Consider the following 18,762-nt stretch of genomic DNA (forward strand, 5'->3'; position numbering starts at 1 on the left):
ACACTACCGGGCCGAGATCAGTTGGGAAAAGGCCGCCGCCAGCCACTGCTGGACGCCGTCCATGCTGGCCAGCGAGGTGTCCAGCACCGGCTGCGGGTAGATGCCCAGCAACACCAGCAGGCCGATCAGGCTGAGCACCATGGCCTGTTCGCGGCGGTCCAGGCCCGGCAGCACGCCATCGGCCTTGGCCGGGCCGTAGAAGGCGCGCTGGATCATGATCAACGAGTACACCGAGGCCAGCACCAGGCCGACACTGGCCAGCACGGCGATCAGCGGGGCCACCTTGAAGGTGCCGAGCAGGATCAGGAACTCGCCGAGGAAGTTGCCGGTGCCAGGCAAACCCAGGGAGGCGGCGGCGAAGAACAGCATCACCCCGGGCAGGTAGTTGAGGCGCCCCCATAGGCCGCCCATCTCGCGCAGGTCGCGGGTGTGCAGACGCTCGTAGAGCTGCCCGCAGAGGATGAACAGGGCGGCGGCGGACAGCCCGTGGGCGAGCATCTGGATGACCACGCCCTGCAGGGCGATCTGGCTGCCGGAGTAGATGCCGACCAGCACGAAGCCCATGTGCGACACGCTGGTGTAGGCGACCAGGCGCTTGATGTCGGTCTGCGCGAAGGCCAGCAATGCACCATAGATGATGCCGAGCACGCCCAGGCCCATGGCGATGGGCGCGAACTCGGCCGAGGCGTTGGGGAACAGCGGTACGGCGAAGCGCAGTAGACCATAGGCCGCGGTCTTCAGCAGGATGCCGGCCAGGTCCACCGAGCCTGCGGTCGGCGCTTGGGCGTGGGCATCCGGCAACCAGGAGTGCACCGGCACCACGGGCAGCTTCACCGCGAAGGCGACGAAGAAACCCAGCATCAGGATGTACTCCACCGACGGCGCCAGGCGCGCCTGTAGCAGTTTGGCGTAGTCGAAGGTCAGCTCGCCCGAGTTGTGGAAGTTGACGAACACCAGACCGAGGATCGCCACCAGCATGATCAGGCCGCTGGCCTGGGTGTAGATGAAGAACTTGGTGGCGGCGTTGATGCGCGAGGTTCTGCCGTCCGCCGCGCTGTGCCCCCACAGGGCGATGAGGAAGTACATCGGCACCAGCATCATTTCCCAGAAGAAGAAGAACAGGAACAGGTCCAGGGCCAGGAACACCCCGACCACGCCGCCGAGAATCCACATCAGGTTGAGGTGGAAGAAACCGACGTGCTTCTGGATCTCCTGCCAGGAGCAGAGTACCGAGAGCAGGCCGAGCAGGCCGGTGAGCAGGATCATCAGCAGCGACAGGCCATCCAGGGCGAGGTGGATGCTGATGCCGAAGCGTTGGATCCAGATGTACTTGAACTCCAGCTCCCAGGCCGGCGGACTGCCGGCAGCGGGTGCCAGCTGGAAGTCGCCCTGGTGCCACAGCCAGAGACCGAGCAGCAGTTCCAGGCCCATGGTCAGCAGCCCCAGCCAGCGCGGCAGGCTGCTGCTGTAGTGCTCGGCCACCCAGCAGAGCAGACCACCGATAAAGGGAATCAGGACCAGCCAGGGCAGAATCACGGTGTCGTGCTCCTTGCTTGCTTCATCAGACCACCTTCAATACGCCGAGCAGCAGCACGGCTCCGCCGACCAGGGACACCGCATACCAGCGTAGCTGGCCGGTCTGACTGCGACTGAGCAGCAAGTGCAACCCACGGGCCAGGCGCGGCAACAGGCCGATGCTGCGGTCGAAAGGATCACGCCCGAGCAGGCGGCAGGCCAGCAGGTAGGGCCGCACGAACAGCTTGTCGTACAGCCAGTCGAAGCCCCAGGCGGCAAACCACCAGGCGCCGAAGAAGCGCCCCGGCGCCGTCAGCGACAGCCGGCGCACGGCATCGCGGCGGCCGAGGAAGAGCACGGCGGCCAGGCCGATGCCGATTACCGCGATCAGCCCGGAGAGTATCTCCAGGTTGTGTTTGGCCGCTCCGCCGGCATGGCCGACGCTGTCGGGCAGTACGCCGGCCAGTGGTGGCTGGATGAGCGCGCCGACGAAGGTCGACAGCACCAGCAGCAGCGCCAGCGGCAGCCAGTAGGCCAGGCCCTTGCCAGCATGGGCCTGGTTCTGTGCCGGACCGTGAAAGGTGATGAAAATCAGGCGGAAGGTGTAGAGCGAGGTGAGCAGCGCTCCTATCAGTCCGGCCAGCAGCAGCAGCTGATGACCACTGGCGTAGGCCTCCCAGAGAATCTCGTCCTTGGAGTAGAAGCCGGCGCTGACCAGTGGCAATGCGGCCAGCGCCGAGCCGCCGACCAGGAAGCAGGCATAGGCAAGCGGCAGCGGTTTACGCAGGCCGCCCATCCTGAAGATGTTCTGCTCGTGGTGGCAGGCGACTATCACCGCGCCGGCGGTGAGGAACAGCAGCGCCTTGAAGAAGGCGTGGGTCATCAGATGGAAGATCGCGCCTTGCCAGGCGCCGACGCCCAGGGCCAGGAACATGTAGCCGATCTGGCTCATGGTCGAGTAGGCGAGGATGCGCTTGATGTCTGTCTGCACCAAAGCGGCGAAGCCGGCCAGCAGCAGGGTCAGGGCGCCGACCACTCCGACCAGCTCCAGGGTGAGGGGGGTCAGGCTGAACAGGCCGTGGCAGCGAGCGATCAGGTAGACCCCGGCGGTGACCATGGTCGCCGCGTGGATCAGCGCCGAGACCGGGGTCGGACCGGCCATGGCGTCGGCCAGCCAGGTCTGCAACGGCAGCTGCGCCGACTTGCCCACGGCGCCGCCGAGCAGCAGAAGGGTGGCGGCGGTCAGCAACGGATCGCCGCTTTCGAAGCGCTGCGGCGCCAGGGTCAGCAGCGCCTGGATATTCAGGGTGGCGAAGGCATGAAACAGGATGAACAGGCCCAGGGCCATGAAAACGTCGCCGACGCGGGTGACGATGAATGCCTTGAGGGCCGCCGCACCGTTGCTCGAGGTGCGGTAGTAGAAACCGATCAGCAGGTAGCTGCACAGGCCCACGCCTTCCCAGCCGAAGTACAGCAGCAGCAGGTTATCGCCGAGCACCAGCAGCAGCATGCTGGCCACGAACAGGTTCATGTAGGCGAAGAAACGGGAATAGCCCTCTTCGCCGCGCATGTACCAGGAGGCGAACAGGTGGATGAGCAGACCAACCCCGCTGACCACCCCGAGCATGGTCAGCGACAGGCCATCGAGGTGCAGGCTGACGCTGGCGCTCAGGTCGCCGACCGCCAGCCATTGCCACAGCTCCTGGGTATAGACCCCGCCGCTCGGTGGCGTGGCCAGGAACTGCCAGCCGAGCCGCAGGCCGACCAGGGCGGCCAGGGCGACCGAACCGACGCCGATCAGCGCGGTTAGGTTTTCGCTCAGGCGTCCGCGGGAGAAGGCCAACAGGCAGAAGCCGAGCAGAGGGAACAGCACTGTCAGATAGAGAAGGTTCATCCGTGCATCTCGCTGGCTGCGTCGATGTCGAGGGTGCGAAAGCGCCGGTACAGCTGCAGCAGGATCGCCAGGCCGATGCTGGCCTCCGCCGCCGCCAGGGTGATCACCAGAATGAACATCACCTGGCCATCGGCCTGGCCCCAGCGGCTGCCGGCGACCACGAAGGCCAGGGCCGCGGCGTTCATCATGATCTCCAGGCTCATCAATACGAACAGGATGTTGCGCCGCACCATCAGGCCGATCAGCCCCAGGCAGAACAGTACGGCGGCCACGCCCAGGCCGTGCTCCAGCGGAATCGATCCGATCATGTCTTCGCCTCCGGACGACCGAGGTGAAAGGCCGCGACCAGTGCCGCCAGCAGCAACAGCGAGGCCAGTTCGACCGCCATCAGGTAGGGACCGAACAGGCTGATGCCGACGGCCTTGGCCGAAACCGTCTGAGCGCCAAGCCCGGCGCCGCTGTCATGGCCGAGCAGCAAGTAGAGCAACTGGGCCAGCAGCAGCGCGGCGAGAATCGAGGGGCCCAGCCAGATGCCGGGGGTGAGCCACTGGCGTTCCTGCTCCATGGCCGCCGGGCCGAGGTTGAGCATCATCACCACGAAGACGAACAGCACCATGATCGCTCCGGCATAGACGATGATCTCCAGGGCGCCGGCGAAGGGGGCGCCGAGGGCGAAGAAGCACATCGCCACCGCCAGCAGGGAGATGATCAGGTAGAGCAGGGCGTGCACCGGGTTGGTGTCGGTGATCACCCGCAGGGTGGCGAGTACCGCAATGGCGGCGGCGGAGTAGAAGGCAAATTCCATCAGCGGCTCCTCGTGCTCATGGCAGCAGGCCCTTGACGTTGATCGGTTCTGCTTCGTTCTGCGCCGCGCCCTTGGGCTTGCCGGCAATGGCCAGCCCGGCGACCCGGTAGAAGTTGTAGTCGGGGTACTTGCCCGGGCCGCTGATCAACAGGTCGGCCTTCTCGTAGACCAGTTCCTGGCGATCGAACTCGCACATCTCGAAGTCCGGGGTCAGCTGGATCGCCGTGGTCGGGCAGGCCTCCTCGCACAGGCCGCAGAAGATGCAGCGCGAGAAGTTGATCCGGAAGAACTCCGGGTACCAGCGGCCGTCGGCGGTTTCCGCCTTCTGCAGGGAGATGCAGGCCACCGGGCAGGCCACCGCGCACAGGTTGCAGGCCACGCAACGCTCCTCGCCGTCGGGGTCGCGGGTCAGCACGATGCGGCCGCGGTAGCGCGGCGGCAGGTACACAGGCTCCTCCGGGTACTGCAGGGTGTCGCGCTTGCGCCCGGCGTGCGCGCCGATCATCAGCAGGGTACGCAGCTGGGTGAAGGTGCCGTAGAGGATGTGGAGAATTTGCTTGAGCATCGACGTTCTCCTCAGTTGGCGGCGGCCAGCACCAGGGCGCCGGTCAGCAGCAGGTTGAGCAGGGTCAGCGGCAGGCAGAAGCGCCAGCCGAACTCCATCACCTGGTCATAGCGTGGCCTTGGCAGCGAGGCGCGCAACAGGATGAACAACATGACGAACAGGGCGGTCTTCAGTGCAAACCAGAAAAACGGCGGTAGCAGCGGGCCATGCCAGCCGCCGAAGAACAGGGTGACCAGCAGCGCGGAAACCAGCAGGATGCCGATGTATTCGCCGACGAAGAACATGCCCCATTTCATCCCGGCATATTCGATGTGGTAGCCGTCGGCCAGCTCCTGTTCGGCCTCGGGCTGGTCGAAGGGATGACGGTGGGTCACCGCCACCCCGGCGATCAGGAAGGTGGCGAAGCCGAGGAACTGCGGAATGATGAACCACAGGTGCTGGTGCTGGTACTCGACGATCTCGCGCAGGTTGAAGGTGCCTGCCTGGGCCACCACGCCCATCAGTGCCAGGCCCATGAACACCTCGTAGGAAATGGTCTGGGCCGAGGCGCGCAAGCTGCCGAGCAGGGCGTACTTGTTGTTGCTCGACCAGCCGGCAAACAGCACGGCGTAGACCGACAGGCCGGCCATGGCGAAGAAGAACAGCAGGCCGATGTTGAGGTCGGCCACCCCCCAGGTCGGGGTGATCGGCACCACGATGAAGGCCACCAGCAGGGCGCTCATGGCCACCACCGGCGCCAGGGTGAAGATGAAGCAATCGGCGAAGGGCGGGGTCCAGTCTTCCTTGAAGAACATCTTGATCATGTCGGCGGCGATCTGGAAGGCGCCGAACGGGCCGACGCGGTTGGGCCCATAACGATCCTGCCAGAGGCCGAGCAGGCGCCGCTCGACCCAGCTGAGCAGGGCGCCACAGATCACCACCGCCAGCAGGATGGCGATGGCCTTGAGCACGGCGACGATGATCGCCAGCAGTTCTGGGCTCAGCCAACTCATGGCTTCACCTCCTGCACTGCATCGACCGTCTGGGCGAGCCACGGCGGCGGTAGACCCGGCAAGCCGACTGGCAGGCCGAGCAGGCCGCGGGCCAGTACACCGCTGATGCGTAGCGGCAGCTGCAGCTTGTGCTCGGCCAATTCCAGGCTGAGCAGGCTACCCTCGCTCAGTCCCAGGCGCGCGGCATCCTTGGCGCCGAGCAGGGCATAGGCGGCGGGCATGCGGGCCTGAATCGGGGCGGCATAGCCGCTGTTTTCCTCGCTGCCGAACAGGTGGTAGCAGGGCACCAGCTGCCAGCGATCCGCAGTCGGGGCGAATGCCTCTGGAATTTGCGCGAACCAGCTCAGGCGGTCGCCCTGCGGCTCGATCAGGCGCACGCCCGGATCGCCGGCGCGCAGATGGCCGCCGACCTCGTCCTGGAACTTGTTCCAGGACTGTGGCGAGTTCCAACCTGGCGACCAGGCGAAGGGCACCTGCTGGCGCGACTCGAGCGAACCGGCATAGCCCTCCATCGAGAAGGCGAAGGCGCTGTCTGGATCCTGCGGAGTGCGTGGTTCATGCACGCTGATGTTGGCGCGCATCGCCGTGCGGCCGCTGTAGCGGTGCGGCTCGCGGGCCAGCTTGAGGCCGTGAACCCGGAAGCCGGCATTGGGCGCGGCGTCGACGATGGCTGCCAGGGCAGGAATGCTGGCCGCGCAGGCTGCAGTGACCTGATCGAGCTGGCTCCAGTCCAGCGCCTTGCCGAGCAGGGTGCTGTGCACGGCGTGCAACCAGCGCCAGCTCTCGCGAACGCAATTGCTGGGATCGTAGTAACTGGGTTCGAACACCTGAAAAAAGCGCTGGGCGCGGGCTTCCTGGCTGACCAGGGTGCCATCGGCCTCGGCGAAGCTGGCGGCCGGCAGGAGCAGGTTGGCCCGGGCGGTTGTCGCGCTGTTGTGGTGATCGACGACGACCAGCGTCTGCACCCGTTGCAGGGCGCGGTCGATCCGTTCGGCCGCGGCGCGGCGATACAGGTCGTTCTCCAGGATCATCACGGCATCGGCCTGGCCGGCTTCCATCAGGCGCAGCGCGGCATCCAGCGAGTCGCCGCCGAGCATTGCCAGGCCCAGGCTGTTTGCCTCGCCCAGCACCAGGCTGAGCGAACCGCGCTGGCCGCGTCGATGCAGCGCCTTGGCGACATTGGCCGTGGCCTCGAGCAGCGCCCGGCTACCCAGGGAGGTGCCGCCGATGACCAGCGGCCGCTTGGCGGCAAGCAGGCTGGCGGCGATGCGCTCGGCCAGGGCGCCGGTCTGCGCGTCCAGGTCCGCCACTGGCGGCGCGCCGGCATCCAGGGCGTGGGCCACGGCGAAACCGAGGCGGGCCAGGTCGTCCGGGGCGGCGTGGAGGCACTGCTCGGCTACATCGTCCAGCCGGGTAGCATCCACACTGGCGATGAACAGCGGGTAGCGCTCATGCTGGCCGATGTTCTGCACCGCGGCGTTGAGCCAGGGCTGGATTTCCAGGCTGGCGGCGTGCGCGCGGGCCTGGCCCTTAACTGCCTGGCGCAGGGCCAGGGCGATGCGCGCGGCGGTCTGGGTCAGGTCCTCGCCGAGTACCAGCACCGCGTCGTGGCTTTCCATCTCACGCAGCGAGGCGATGGGCAAAGGGCTGTTGCGCAGCACCTCGAGCGCCAGGCGCAGGCCGTCCAACTCGGTGGCGACGACACCGCTGAAGAAGGCGTCGGCGCCCACCAGTTCACGCAGGGCAAAGTTGCTTTCCAGGCTGGCACGTGGCGAGCCGATGCCGATCACGCGCTGGCCATGGAGCATCTCGGCGGCCCGGTCCAGGGCTGCATCAATGTCCAGCGCACGGCGCTCCAGTAGCGGCTGGCGCGGGCGATCCGGGCGATTGACATGGCCATAGCCGAAGCGCCCGCGGTCGCACAGAAAGTAGTGGTTGATGGCGCCGTGATAGCGGTTCTCGATCCGGCGGATTTCCCCGTAGCGCTCGCCCGGGCTTATGTTGCAGCCCACCGAGCAGCCGTGACAGATGCTCGGGGCGAACTGCAGGTCCCATTTGCGGGTGTAGCGCTCGACATGGGTCTTGTCGGTGAATACCCCGGTGGGGCAGACCTCGGTGAGATTGCCGGAGAACTCGCTTTCCAGCACGCCGTCCTCGACGCGGCCGAAATAGAGATTGTCATGGGCGCCGTAGACGCCCAGGTCGCTGCCGCCGGCATAGTCCTTGTAGTAGCGCACGCAGCGATAGCAGGAGATGCAGCGATTCATCTCGTGCTCGATGAAGGGGCCCAGGTCCTGGTTCTGGTGGGTGCGTTTGCTGAACCGGTAGCGCCGCCGGCTGTGCCCGGTCATTACCGTCATGTCCTGCAGGTGGCAGTGGCCACCTTCGGCGCACACCGGACAGTCATGCGGGTGGTTGGTCATCAGCCACTCGATCACGCTGGCGCGGAACTGGCGGGCCTCGTCATCGTCGATGGCGATCCAGCTGTTGTCGCTGGCCGGGGTCATGCAGGCCATGACCAGGCGGCCGCGCGTGTCGTCCTCGTCCTTGAACTGCTTGACCGCGCACTGCCGGCAGGCGCCGACGCTGCCCAGCGCCGGGTGCCAGCAGAAGTAGGGCACATCCAGGCCCAGCGACAGACAGGCCTGCAGCAGGTTGTCCGCGCCATCGACCTCGTATGCCTTGCCGTCTACGTGGATAGTGGCCATGGTCCGGTCTTCTTGTGGTTTTGGGGCGGGTGCATCGATCAAATCTCCAGTGCCTGGCTCAGGGGTTGGGCGATTCCCGCCTCGAACTCGCCGCGGAAATACTTGAGGGCGCTGGCCAGCGGCTCGACGGCCCCCGGCGCATGGGCGCAGAAGGTCTTGCCGGGGCCGAGGAAGTTGCACAGTTGCTCCAGCGTCTGCAGGTCCCCGGGCTGGCCCTGGCCCTGTTCCAGTGCCCGCAGCAGCTTGACGCTCCAGGGCAGGCCATCGCGGCAGGGGGTGCAGAAGCCGCAGGACTCGCGGGCGAAGAACTCTTCCATGTTGCGCAGCAGGCCAACCATGTTGACGCTGTCGTCTACCGCCATGGCCAGGCCGGTGCCCATGCGCGTGCCGACCTTGCCGATGCCGCCGGCATACATGGCCGCATCCAGATGTTCCGGCAGCAGGAAGCCGGTGCCGGCGCCGCCGGGCTGCCAGGCCTTCAGGCGATAGCCGGCGCGCATGCCGCCGGCATAGTCCTCGAACAGCTCGCGGGCCGGGATGCCCAGCGGCAGCTCCCAGAGGCCCGGGTGCTTGACCCGGCCGGAGAAGCCCATCAGCTTGCTGCCCATGTCTTCGCTGCCGCGCCGGGCCAGGCCTTTGTACCAGTCGACGCCGTTGCCGATGATGGCCGGCACGTTGCACAGGGTTTCCACGTTGTTGACGCAGGTTGGCTTGCCCCAGACCCCGACGGCCGCGGGGAACGGTGGCTTGGAGCGCGGGTTGGCCCGGCGGCCTTCCAAAGAATTGATCAGGGCGGTTTCTTCCCCGCAGATGTAGCGTCCGGCGCCGGTGTGGACGAACAGCTCGAAGGAAAACTCGCTGCCGAGGATGTGCTGGCCGAGCAGGCCAGCGCTTCTGGCCTCATCGATCGCGCCGAGCAGATGGCGGGCGCAGTCGACGTATTCGCCGCGCAGGAAGATGTAGCCGCGGTAGGCCTTGAGGGCGTAGGCGCTGATCAGCATGCCCTCGATCAGCAGGTGTGGCAGCTGCTCCATCAGCAGCCGGTCCTTGTAGGTGTTGGGCTCCATCTCGTCGGCGTTGCACAGCAGGTAGCGCCGGTTCAGCAACTCGTCATCGGGCATCAGCCCCCACTTCACGCCGGTGGGGAATCCGGCGCCGCCGCGGCCCTTGAGGCCGCTGTCCTTGACCCGCTGGGTGACCTCCTGCGGGCTGAGCTGGGTGAGCGCCTGGCGCGCCGCGGCGTAGCCATCCTGGCGCTGGTACTGCTCAAGCCAGACCGGCTTGCCGTCATCGCGCAGGCGCCAGGTCAGCGGATGGGTTTCGGCCCGGCGCGGGCTGTGGTTGGCGGTGCTGTAGGACACGCAGCTCATGGATAGGCCTCCAGCAACTTGGCCACATTGGCGGCGTCCAGGTGACTGTAGGTGTCATCGTCGATCATCAGCGTCGGCGCCTTGTCGCAGTTGCCCAGGCAGCACACCGGTAGCAGGGTGAAGCGGCCGTCGGCGCTGGTCTCGCCCAGGCCGATACCCAGTTCCCGTTGCAGTGCGGCCTGGATCGCTTCGTGTCCGTTGATGTAGCAGACCATGCTGTCGCACAGGCGGATCAGGTGGCGGCCCACCGGCTGGCGGAAGATCTGGCTGTAGAAGGTGGCCACTCCCTCGACGTCGCTGGCCGGGATGCCCAGCACCTCGGCCAGCGCGTCGATGGCGCCGTCCGGCACCCAGCCGTGGGCCTTCTGCACGATCTTCAGGGCCTCTATCGAGGCCGCGCGCGGGTCCTCGTAATGCTGTTTCTCATGCTCGATGGCCCGGCGCTCGCTGTCGCTCAGGGTAAATCGGTCGGTCTGAATCAGCCTGTCGGTCATATCAGCGGTCCACGTCGGCCATGACGAAGTCGATACTGCCCAGGTAGGCGATCAGGTCGGCGACCATGCTGCCCCTGATCACCGCGGGGATCTGCTGCAGGTGGGGGAAACTCGGCGTGCGAATGCGCGTGCGGTAGCTCATGGTGCTGCCGTCGCTGGTCAGGTAGTAGCTGTTGATGCCCTTGGTCGCCTCGATCATCTGCAGCGCCTCGCCGGCGGGCATCACCGGCCCCCAGGAGACCTGGAGGAAGTGGGTGATCAGGGTCTCGATGTGCTGCAGGGTGCGCTCCTTGGGCGGTGGCGTCGTCAGCGGGTGATCGGCCTTGTACGGGCCTTCGGGCATGTTGCGCAGGCATTGCTCGATGATCCGCAGGCTCTGGCGCATTTCCTCGACGCGGATGATGCAACGGTCGTAGGCATCGCCATTGGCGGCCAGGGGAATCTCGAAATCGAAGTGCTGGTAGCCCGAGTACGGCCGCGCCTTGCGCAGGTCGAAATCCAGGCCGGTGGCCCGCAGGCCCGAGCCGGTGACGCCCCACTCCAGTGCCTGGGCGGTGTTGTAGGCGGCCACACCGAGGGTGCGTCCGCGCAGGATGCTGTTCTGCAGGGCCGCCTTCTCGTATTCGTCGAGGCGCCTCGGCAGCCAGTCGACGAACTCCTGCACCAGTTTGTCCCAGCCGTTGGGCAGGTCGTGGGCCACGCCGCCGATGCGGTACCAGGCCGGGTGCATGCGAAAGCCGGTAATGGCCTCGATCACCCGGTAGGCGCGCTGGCGATCGCTGAAGGTGAAGAACACCGGGGTCATGGCGCCGACGTCCTGGATGTAGGTGCCGAGAAACAGCAGGTGGCTGTTGATGCGGAAGAACTCGGCCAGCATCACCCGGATGAAGTCGACCCGGTCCGGCACGCTGATGCCGGCCAGTTTCTCCACCGCCAGCACGTAGGGCAGGTTGTTCATCACCCCGCCGAGGTAGTCGATGCGGTCGGTGTAGGGGATGAAGCTGTGCCAGCTCTGGCGCTCGGCCATCTTCTCGGCGCCGCGATGGTGGTAGCCGACTTCCGGCACGCAGTCGACGATCTCTTCGCCGTCCAGTTGCAGAATGATGCGAAAGGCGCCGTGGGCCGAGGGGTGGTTGGGGCCCAGGTTGAGGAACATGAAATCCTCGTATTCGCTGTGGCGTTGCATGCCCCAGTCCTGCGGATCAAAGCGCAGGGCCTCCTGCTCCAGATCCTGCTTGGCCGCGGACAGGCTGAACGGGTCGAACTCGGTGGCGCGGGCCGGGTAGTCCTTGCGCAGCGGGTGGCCCTGCCAGGTGGGCGGCATCATGATCCGGGTCAGGTGCGGGTGGCCGTCGAACTGGATGCCGAACATGTCCCAGACTTCGCGTTCGTACCAGTTGGCATTGGGCCAGATCCGCGTACAGCTGGGCAGCCGCAGGTCGTCCTCGCGCAGGGCGACCTTGAGCATGATGTCGCTGTTTCGCTCGATCGACAGCAGCTGGTAGAAGACGCTGAAATCCGCCGCCGGCAGCCCACGGCGCTGGGTGCGCAGGCGCTCGTCCATGCCGTGCAGGTCATAGAGCATCACATAGGGCCTGGGCAGGTGGCGCAGGTAGTCGAGCACCTGCAGGAGAATGTCGCGCTCGATCCAGAGCACCGGCATGCCGGTGCGGGTGTCCTGCCAGATCAGGCTCTCGGCGGTGAAGCGCGCCTGCAACTCGGCGACCACATCATCGGCGGCGGGCTGCGGTGGTGTCTTCAGGGCGCTTGGTGCAGTCATGGCTTCGCTCGTTGTCCGTCAGCGGGAAAGCTCGGTTCAGACGTCGTCGGGGCTGCGCAGGTTGGTCACTTGAATTCGTCGGCTGTGGTGATGTTGGCGTTGCGAGGGCATTTCAGCCCGGTATATGCCTTGATCGCCGACCACCCAGGACAACGGACGGCGCTCTTTGCCAATGGACTCCTGCAGCAGCATCAGGCCCTGCAGGAACGCCTCGGGCCGGGGCGGGCAACCGGGCACGTAGACGTCCACCGGGAGAAACTTGTCGACCCCCTGGACCACCGAGTAGATGTCATACATGCCGCCTGAGTTGGCGCAGGAGCCCATGGAGATGACCCATTTGGGTTCGAGCATCTGTTCGTAGAGGCGCTGGATGATCGGCGCCATCTTGATGAAGCAGGTGCCGGCGATCACCATGAAATCGGCTTGGCGCGGCGAGGCACGGATCACTTCGGCGCCGAAGCGGGCGATGTCGTGGGGGGCGGTGAAGGCGGTGGTCATTTCCACATAGCAGCAGGACAGGCCGAAGTTGTAGGGCCACAGGGAGTTCTTGCGTCCCCAGTTGACCGCGCCATGGAGCACCTCTTCGAGCTTGCCCATGAAGATGTTGCGGTGGACCTGGCCTTCGAGCGGATCACCGACGCGCTCACGCTCGCCAATCGGATACTTCAGGTTGGGCGCGTCAGGGTCGATGCGGGTCAGCGTGTATTGCATGCCGTAACCTCATGGATTGCGCTTGTTGGCGAGGCGTCTGCGTCGCGCTTCCGGCGCCCAGTCGAGGGCGCCGATGCGAACCAGGTAGAACAGTCCCGCCAGCAGGATGGCGATGAAGATCAGTGCCTCGATAAACCCGGCCCAGCCGCTTTCGCGCAGCGAGACGGCCCAGGCGAAGAGAAACAGGGCTTCGACATCGAAGATCACGAACAGCACCGCCACCAGGTAGAACTTGGCGGAAAAGCGCAGGCGCGCGCCACCGGTGGAGACGATGCCGGACTCGAAAGGCTCGTTCTTGCTACGCCCCCAGGCTTTGCTCCCCAGCAGGCTGGAGACCCCGAGCATAAAGGCGCATAAACCCGCGACGCCCAGAAGAAAAACTGCCACCCCCCAATGGTGGGACAGACTCGATACCGCATCCGGCATGCCGTACTCCTCGCTTGGGAAGGGTATTGCTCGCTCATCACTCCCTGTGACTCGGTCACAGCGGTTAGTTCAATACTAGGCGTGCTTCGGCAGGTGCGTAGGGTTGAGGCGAAAAAATTAGCGCAAGGCGGTGCCGACGGCACGGGCTGGCGGCGCCAACCAGCGGAGTTTGCAGCAGGCGCCTGGCAGCGCAGCCGGCACCAATAAGAAACCAATAAAAAAACCCCGGCATCGCTGCCGGGGTTTTCGTACACCAGGTTCGCTCGGGCGTCGTGGACCCGAACGAGTGGCCAGTCGCTATCAGCTGAACTGGTTCATGGTGTTGTCTTTACCGCTTGCCTTCAGAGCAGCTTCGCCGGCGAAGTACTCCTTGTGGTTGTCGCCGATGTCGGAGCCAGCCATGTTCTGGTGCTTGACGCAGGCGATACCCTGACGCAGTTCCTGACGCTGCACGCCCTTGACGTAGGCCAGCATGCCCTGGTCGGCGAAGTAGCCCTTGGCTAGGTTGTCGGTGGACAGTGCGGCGGTGTGGTAGGTCGGCAGAGTGATCAGGTGGTGGAAGATGCCGGCGTGGGCCGAACCGTCGCGCTGGAAGGTGCGGATCTTCTCGTCGGCAACCTGGGCCAGTTCGGTTTCGTCGTACTCCACGCTCATCAGCTTGGCGCGATCGTAGGCGGAAACGTCCTTGCCTTCGGCGACGAACGCATCGAATACCTGCTGGCGGAAGTTCAGGGTCCAGTTGAAGGACGGGCTGTTGTTGTAGACCAGCTTGGCGTTCGGGATTTCCTTGCGGATCTCATCGACCATGGCAGCGATCTGACCGACGTGAGGCTTCTCGGTCTCGATCCACAGCAGGTCGGCGCCGTTGCGCAGCGAGGTGATGCAGTCCAGCACGCAGCGCGCTTCGCCGGTGCCTTTGCGGAACTGGAACAGGTTGCTCGGCAGACGCTTGGGACGCAGCAGCTTGCCTTCGCGCTTGATAACCACGTCGCCGTTGCCCAGTTCGGCTTCGGAGATCTCTTCGCAGTCGAGGAAGGCGTTGTACTGGTCGCCCAGGTCGCCCGGCTCTTTGGTCACGGCGATCTGCTTGGTCAGGCCGGCGCCCAGGGAGTCGGTACGCGCAACGATCACGCCGTTGTCGATGCCCAGCTCGAGGAACGCGTAGCGAACGGCAGCGATCTTGGCGAGGAAGTCGGCGTGCGGAACGGTCACTTTGCCGTCCTGGTGGCCGCACTGCTTCTCGTCGGATACCTGGTTCTCGATCTGGATGCAGCAAGCGCCTGCTTCGATCATGCGCTTGGCCAGCAGGTAGGTCGCTTCCGGGTTACCGAAACCGGCGTCGATGTCGGCGATGATCGGCACGATGTGGGTTTCGTGGTTGTCGATCTGCGACTGGATCTCGGCAGCCTTGGCGTGGTCGCCGGCTTCACGAGCGGCGTCCAGGGCGGTGAACAGCAGGTCCAGTTCACGCGAGTCGGCCTGACGCAGGAAGGTGTACAGCTCTTCGATCAGGTCGGAGACTGCAGTCTTCTCGTGCATCGACTGGTCCGGCAGTGGGCCGAAGTCGGAGCGCAGGGCGGCGACCATCCAGCCCGACAGGTAGAGATAGCGCTTGTTGGTGGTCTTCAGGTGCTTCTTGATCGAAATCAGCTTCTGCTGACCGATGAAACCATGCCAGCAACCCAGCGACTGGGTGTAGACGGAGGAGTCGGCGTCGTACTCGGCCATATCCTTGCGCATGATATCGGCGGTGTACTGGGCGATTTCCAGACCGGTCTTGAAGCGGTTCTGAGCGCGCATACGGGCGACGGATTCCGGGTTGATAGCGCTCCAGCTGCTGCCGAACGTCTCTTTCAGCGCGGCGACTGCCTTGATGTCGTTTTGATATGCGGACATGGTCAATCCTTCAATGTAAGTGTTTGGTTGAGCACCGACTTTCCCACTCAAAACCTGCGAAGCGAAGGTAATGGTTGCGGGGCTCACTGCAGCACTTCGAGAAAGTGACCGGGACGGCGTTGGGGCCGGGAGGAGGGGGTACGAGACGAACCGAGCTTCGACGTTCACCTGGCGCTTGCCGGCTCGTGGATGCCGTTGGGCGACGCGGTGGTTACGACTGTCTGCTGGCTGATGCCTAAAACGCTTCCCCGTCCCTCAGGACAACTTCGTTCCAGTCGCAATCTCGTCGAACTGCCTTGTGGGCTTTACAACACAGGTCGCCTCGGGCGGTAAGCTGGAGGGCGACCCGGAGACCCTTTCCAGGGCCCCTGATTAGCGGGAGCGAGGCCATCATGCCTTTGCCAAAAGGGTTCGTCAAACGTTTTGTAGTGGTTTTTCGTGACTACTACATAAGTCTTACGACGACCGGCCAGTCACGCTTGCGCGGGTTTTAGTCGACGACTTCGACCTTGACCCGCAGCGTCATATCGTCGCGGCCCTGGGTCGAGCGGCGCTGGAGGAAGCCGCTCTGGTCGGCCTGATCGTGCTGGTCGACGCCACCGATAGTAATCCATTCGCCGAGTCGGCCGCTGACGCGGGTATCGGTGCCTTGCACATCGATGACTCCCGGTTGGAACTGGCTCAGGCGGTCGCGGTTGCTGCTGATGCTGATATGCACGATATCGCCGCTCAGACTGGCCGTGACGTAGAAGCCCTGGGTGACGTTGCGATACTCGGTATGGCTGTAGCGCTGGCCATAGACGTCGCGGCCGCTGCTGGTCAGCGGCACGCTCTGGCCGACCTGGATCAGCGCCGGATAGCCTTCGCTGGCCTGTACCTGCTGGGTACCCCCGGCGCGACTGTCGGTGCTGCGGCGGATGATCCGCACCTGATCGCGGCCATTGATCTCGCCGCGGCCGATCTGCGCCTGGGCATCACCGGCACTGATGGAGCCATCGACCCGATAGCCACTGTCGCGCTGGTAGCTCGCATCGCTACTGGCGACGCTGATCAGCAGCCGGCGTGGGCGGGTGTCCAGCTGTTCGAGGAGCTGGCGGACCTCGGCGATCTTGTCCGGGGTGGCATTGACGATCAGCTGGTTGCCATAGGGGCTGACGCGGCCGTCGTTGCCGAGCACCGACTGCACGACCGGCAGCACCTCGTCGGCGCTGCGGTAATTCAGGGCGATGACTTCGGTGGCGGCGCTCAGCGGCAGGCTGAGGCCAAGGAGCAAGGCGGCGAGCAGGGCGCGTGGGCTCATAGCAGGAAACTCCGCAAGTCGGGATCGCTGATACTGGTTTGCCAGGCCTGGTCGAACTGCGTCTGGCGCAGGCGCACGCGGGCCGGATCCTGGTACAGGGCGTAGCCGGCGCATTGCTGTGGCTGCGGCCGCAGCAACAGGCCGTGCCCATCGGCCAGGAGGAAAGCGATGTCCTCGGCCGGGTAGTCCGGGTGCAATTTGCGAATCTGCAGGCCGCTGGGCAGTCGGTGCGACAGCGCCACCAGGCGATGGCCCGCTCTTACGGCCGGGGTGACCTGGCGAAGCAGAATGCGCAGGCGGTTCTTGCCGCTGGCCAGGAGAAAGCGCGTGCACGCCTGCTGCACACTGCTGTGGTGATACAGCCAGGGTTCGAGGTCGTCGCTGTAGATGCACAGGCTGCGGCTGGCCTGCTGGAGCAGGGCGAGGGCATGGGCGCGGGCCTCGCCGGGCTGGTCGAAGCGCTCCATGGCCGGGTGTTCGCCCAGGATGAAGGGCGCAGGCTCGGCGCGCGGGTGGTCGGCCAGCGCAGGCGCCGGGTTGTGCACGGCAAAACGCCCCGGTGAGTGGAACTCGATGCTGGCAAGCGCTGCTGGCTCGTGGCTATCGGTTGCAGTTTCCGGGGCGTCTTGTTCGTTCATTACGGCCTCTAGGTGCTGGTACGCACCATGTCGACGTGGGGAATGCCGGCGTCGAGGTATTCGCCACTGACGATGGCAAAGCCTAGCCTTTCATAGAAGGGCGAGGCGTGCACCTGGGCGCTGAGCATTTGTTGGCGCAGACCACGTTTTTCCGCTTCGGCGATGACCGCACGGATCAATGCATCGCCGACCTTGAGGCCGCGCCAGTCCTTGAGCACCGACACCCGGCCGATATGACCGTCTGACAACAGGCGCGCCGTGCCGATCGGATAGTCGCCTTCGTAGGCGAGAAAGTGCACGGCCTCGGCGTCTTCGGCGTCCCACTCGAGCTCCGGCGGCACCGCTTGCTCGGCGATGAAGACGGTTTCACGGATGCGCCGTAGCTCGGCGTTGTCTTTGTGCCAGTCGGCCAGACGCACATGGATTTCACTCATCGGCAAACTCCAGACTCCCTTGTTTGACCAGTTCGAGCAGCAGATTACGCCCTTCGTCATCCGCCAGCCATTGGCCCAGGTTGTCGATATGCAGCGCATCGGCCGAGCAGATCAGCTTGAGCAGTTCACGCAGCCCGGCCGACAGCAGGCGGCTCTGGCCGCTGGCGAACAACACGAGGTCCGTGCCGACCTCGGACCAGGCCAGGCGTGCGCTGGGGTTGCGCACCAGCACCGCGCCATCTTCCAGGCTGGCGAGCAGACCCTCTTCCTCGATCTCGATGCCGGCGATCAGTTCCGGGTAGCGCGGCTCGGTCATGAACTGGCCGAACCAGGTCATCAGCAGGCGCTCGTCGCCCATGTGCTCGTTGAGCAGGGCTTTCAGGCGGTCCAGGGCGTCGCGCTGGATCTGGTGCGGATCGCTGGCCGGCTGCGCGTCGGCGTCGCTGTAGCGCTCTTCGTCGGGGAGAAACTGGCCGAGAAAATCGGTGAAATGGGTCAGAACTTCGGCGGCGCTCGGCGCCCGGAAGCCTACGGAATAGGTCATGCAATCATCCTCAGCGGTACCACAGTGGGCCAGGAGCGGCGGCAGATAAAGCATATCGCCGGGTTCCAGTACCCATTCTTCAGTTGGCGCGAATTCGGCCAGGATCTTCAGGTCCGCATGATCCAGCAGCGGACTGTCGGAGTCGCACAGCTGGCCCAATTGCCAGCGGCGCTTGCCATGTCCCTGCAGCAGGAACACGTCGTAATTGTCGAAGTGCGGGCCCACGCCGCCGCCGGGCGCGGCGAAGCTGATCATCACGTCGTCGATCCGCCACTTGGGCAGGAACTTGAACTGCTCGAGCAGCTCGGCCACATCCGGGACGAACTGATCGACGGCCTGCACCAGCAGGGTCCAGTCGCGTTCCGGCAGGTTGGCGAAGGCGTCTTCGGCAAAAGGACCGCGGCGTAGCTCCCAGGGACGTTCGCCGTGCTCGATGACCAGGCGCGATTCGATCTCTTCTTCCAGGGCCAGCCCTGCCAGCTCATCCGGCGAGATCGGAGTCTCGAAGCCGGGGATGGCCTGGCGCACCAGCAACGGCTTTTTCTGCCAGTAGTCGCGCAGGAAGGCACGCGCGGTCAGGCCGCCCAGTAGTTGCAGCGGAGTATCAGGATTCATCTTTAAGCCCTTGATATAAATAAAAGCCTCCAAATAAAAACGCCCGGCACAGCCGGGCGTCTGGAGGGCTGTTGC

Annotated in this window: 17 protein-coding genes; all 17 read right to left on the reverse strand. The window is 65.2% G+C overall.

What is annotated here, in order from left to right; genetic code table 11:
- Positions 1 to 3 precede the first annotated feature (3 nt).
- The gene (gene nuoM, locus AB5S05_RS16755; RefSeq protein ID WP_369288661.1) at positions 4 to 1,536 is read right to left on the reverse strand and encodes an NADH-quinone oxidoreductase subunit M; all 1,533 of its coding nucleotides are present in this window, start codon (positions 1,534 to 1,536) and stop codon (positions 4 to 6) included.
- Positions 1,537 to 1,561: 25 nt separating this feature from the next.
- The gene (gene nuoL, locus AB5S05_RS16760; protein WP_369288662.1) at positions 1,562 to 3,409 is read right to left on the reverse strand and encodes an NADH-quinone oxidoreductase subunit L; all 1,848 of its coding nucleotides are present in this window, start codon (positions 3,407 to 3,409) and stop codon (positions 1,562 to 1,564) included.
- Complete coding sequence (nuoK, locus tag AB5S05_RS16765; protein WP_369288686.1) at positions 3,406 to 3,714, reverse strand: NADH-quinone oxidoreductase subunit NuoK; 309 nt, start codon at positions 3,712 to 3,714, stop codon at positions 3,406 to 3,408. Before nuoK ends, nuoL begins: the two co-directional genes overlap by 4 nt.
- Entirely contained in the window at positions 3,714 to 4,214 is a 501-nt protein-coding gene (nuoJ, locus tag AB5S05_RS16770) for an NADH-quinone oxidoreductase subunit J (RefSeq protein ID WP_369288663.1), read from the reverse strand. The genes nuoK and nuoJ overlap by 1 nt, the downstream gene beginning before the upstream one ends.
- Positions 4,215 to 4,230: 16 nt before the next feature.
- Positions 4,231 to 4,779 (reverse strand): NADH-quinone oxidoreductase subunit NuoI, encoded by a 549-nt coding sequence (gene nuoI / locus AB5S05_RS16775; protein ID WP_369288664.1) that lies wholly within the window; start codon positions 4,777 to 4,779, stop codon positions 4,231 to 4,233.
- An 11-nt stretch (positions 4,780 to 4,790) separates the two neighbouring features.
- Entirely contained in the window at positions 4,791 to 5,771 is a 981-nt protein-coding gene (gene nuoH, locus AB5S05_RS16780) for an NADH-quinone oxidoreductase subunit NuoH (protein WP_369288665.1), read from the reverse strand.
- A complete protein-coding gene (nuoG, locus tag AB5S05_RS16785) occupies positions 5,768 to 8,479 on the reverse strand; it encodes an NADH-quinone oxidoreductase subunit NuoG (protein WP_369288666.1) in 2,712 nt (903 codons plus the stop codon). Before nuoG ends, nuoH begins: the two co-directional genes overlap by 4 nt.
- Before the next feature lie 38 nt (positions 8,480 to 8,517).
- A complete protein-coding gene (gene nuoF, locus AB5S05_RS16790; protein ID WP_369288667.1) occupies positions 8,518 to 9,849 on the reverse strand; it encodes an NADH-quinone oxidoreductase subunit NuoF in 1,332 nt (443 codons plus the stop codon).
- Entirely contained in the window at positions 9,846 to 10,343 is a 498-nt protein-coding gene (gene nuoE, locus AB5S05_RS16795; protein ID WP_369288668.1) for an NADH-quinone oxidoreductase subunit NuoE, read from the reverse strand. The genes nuoF and nuoE overlap by 4 nt, the downstream gene beginning before the upstream one ends.
- A gap of 1 nt (position 10,344) precedes the next feature.
- Positions 10,345 to 12,123, reverse strand: coding sequence for an NADH-quinone oxidoreductase subunit C/D (gene nuoC, locus AB5S05_RS16800; protein WP_369288669.1), 1,779 nt, complete (start codon positions 12,121 to 12,123; stop codon positions 10,345 to 10,347).
- A 36-nt stretch (positions 12,124 to 12,159) separates the two neighbouring features.
- The gene (locus AB5S05_RS16805) at positions 12,160 to 12,834 is read right to left on the reverse strand and encodes a NuoB/complex I 20 kDa subunit family protein (RefSeq protein WP_369288670.1); all 675 of its coding nucleotides are present in this window, start codon (positions 12,832 to 12,834) and stop codon (positions 12,160 to 12,162) included.
- 9 nt (positions 12,835 to 12,843) lie between these two features.
- The gene (locus tag AB5S05_RS16810; protein WP_369288671.1) at positions 12,844 to 13,260 is read right to left on the reverse strand and encodes an NADH-quinone oxidoreductase subunit A; all 417 of its coding nucleotides are present in this window, start codon (positions 13,258 to 13,260) and stop codon (positions 12,844 to 12,846) included.
- A gap of 300 nt (positions 13,261 to 13,560) precedes the next feature.
- The gene (locus tag AB5S05_RS16815; protein WP_369288672.1) at positions 13,561 to 15,156 is read right to left on the reverse strand and encodes an isocitrate lyase; all 1,596 of its coding nucleotides are present in this window, start codon (positions 15,154 to 15,156) and stop codon (positions 13,561 to 13,563) included.
- A gap of 490 nt (positions 15,157 to 15,646) precedes the next feature.
- Positions 15,647 to 16,456, reverse strand: coding sequence for a secretin N-terminal domain-containing protein (locus tag AB5S05_RS16820; protein ID WP_369288673.1), 810 nt, complete (start codon positions 16,454 to 16,456; stop codon positions 15,647 to 15,649).
- A complete protein-coding gene (locus AB5S05_RS16825; protein WP_369288674.1) occupies positions 16,453 to 17,094 on the reverse strand; it encodes a DUF7931 domain-containing protein in 642 nt (213 codons plus the stop codon). The genes AB5S05_RS16820 and AB5S05_RS16825 overlap by 4 nt, the downstream gene beginning before the upstream one ends.
- An 8-nt stretch (positions 17,095 to 17,102) precedes the next feature.
- Positions 17,103 to 17,528: a GNAT family N-acetyltransferase gene (locus tag AB5S05_RS16830; RefSeq protein ID WP_369288675.1), complete on the reverse strand. Its 426-nt coding sequence runs from the start codon at positions 17,526 to 17,528 to the stop codon at positions 17,103 to 17,105.
- Complete coding sequence (locus AB5S05_RS16835) at positions 17,521 to 18,687, reverse strand: ribosomal protein uL16 3-hydroxylase (protein ID WP_369288676.1); 1,167 nt, start codon at positions 18,685 to 18,687, stop codon at positions 17,521 to 17,523. The genes AB5S05_RS16830 and AB5S05_RS16835 overlap by 8 nt, the downstream gene beginning before the upstream one ends.
- Between the last annotated feature and the right edge of the window lie 75 nt (positions 18,688 to 18,762).

The sequence above is a fragment of the Pseudomonas zhanjiangensis genome, from assembly GCF_041027545.1.
Classification (GTDB): domain Bacteria; phylum Pseudomonadota; class Gammaproteobacteria; order Pseudomonadales; family Pseudomonadaceae; genus Aquipseudomonas; species Aquipseudomonas zhanjiangensis.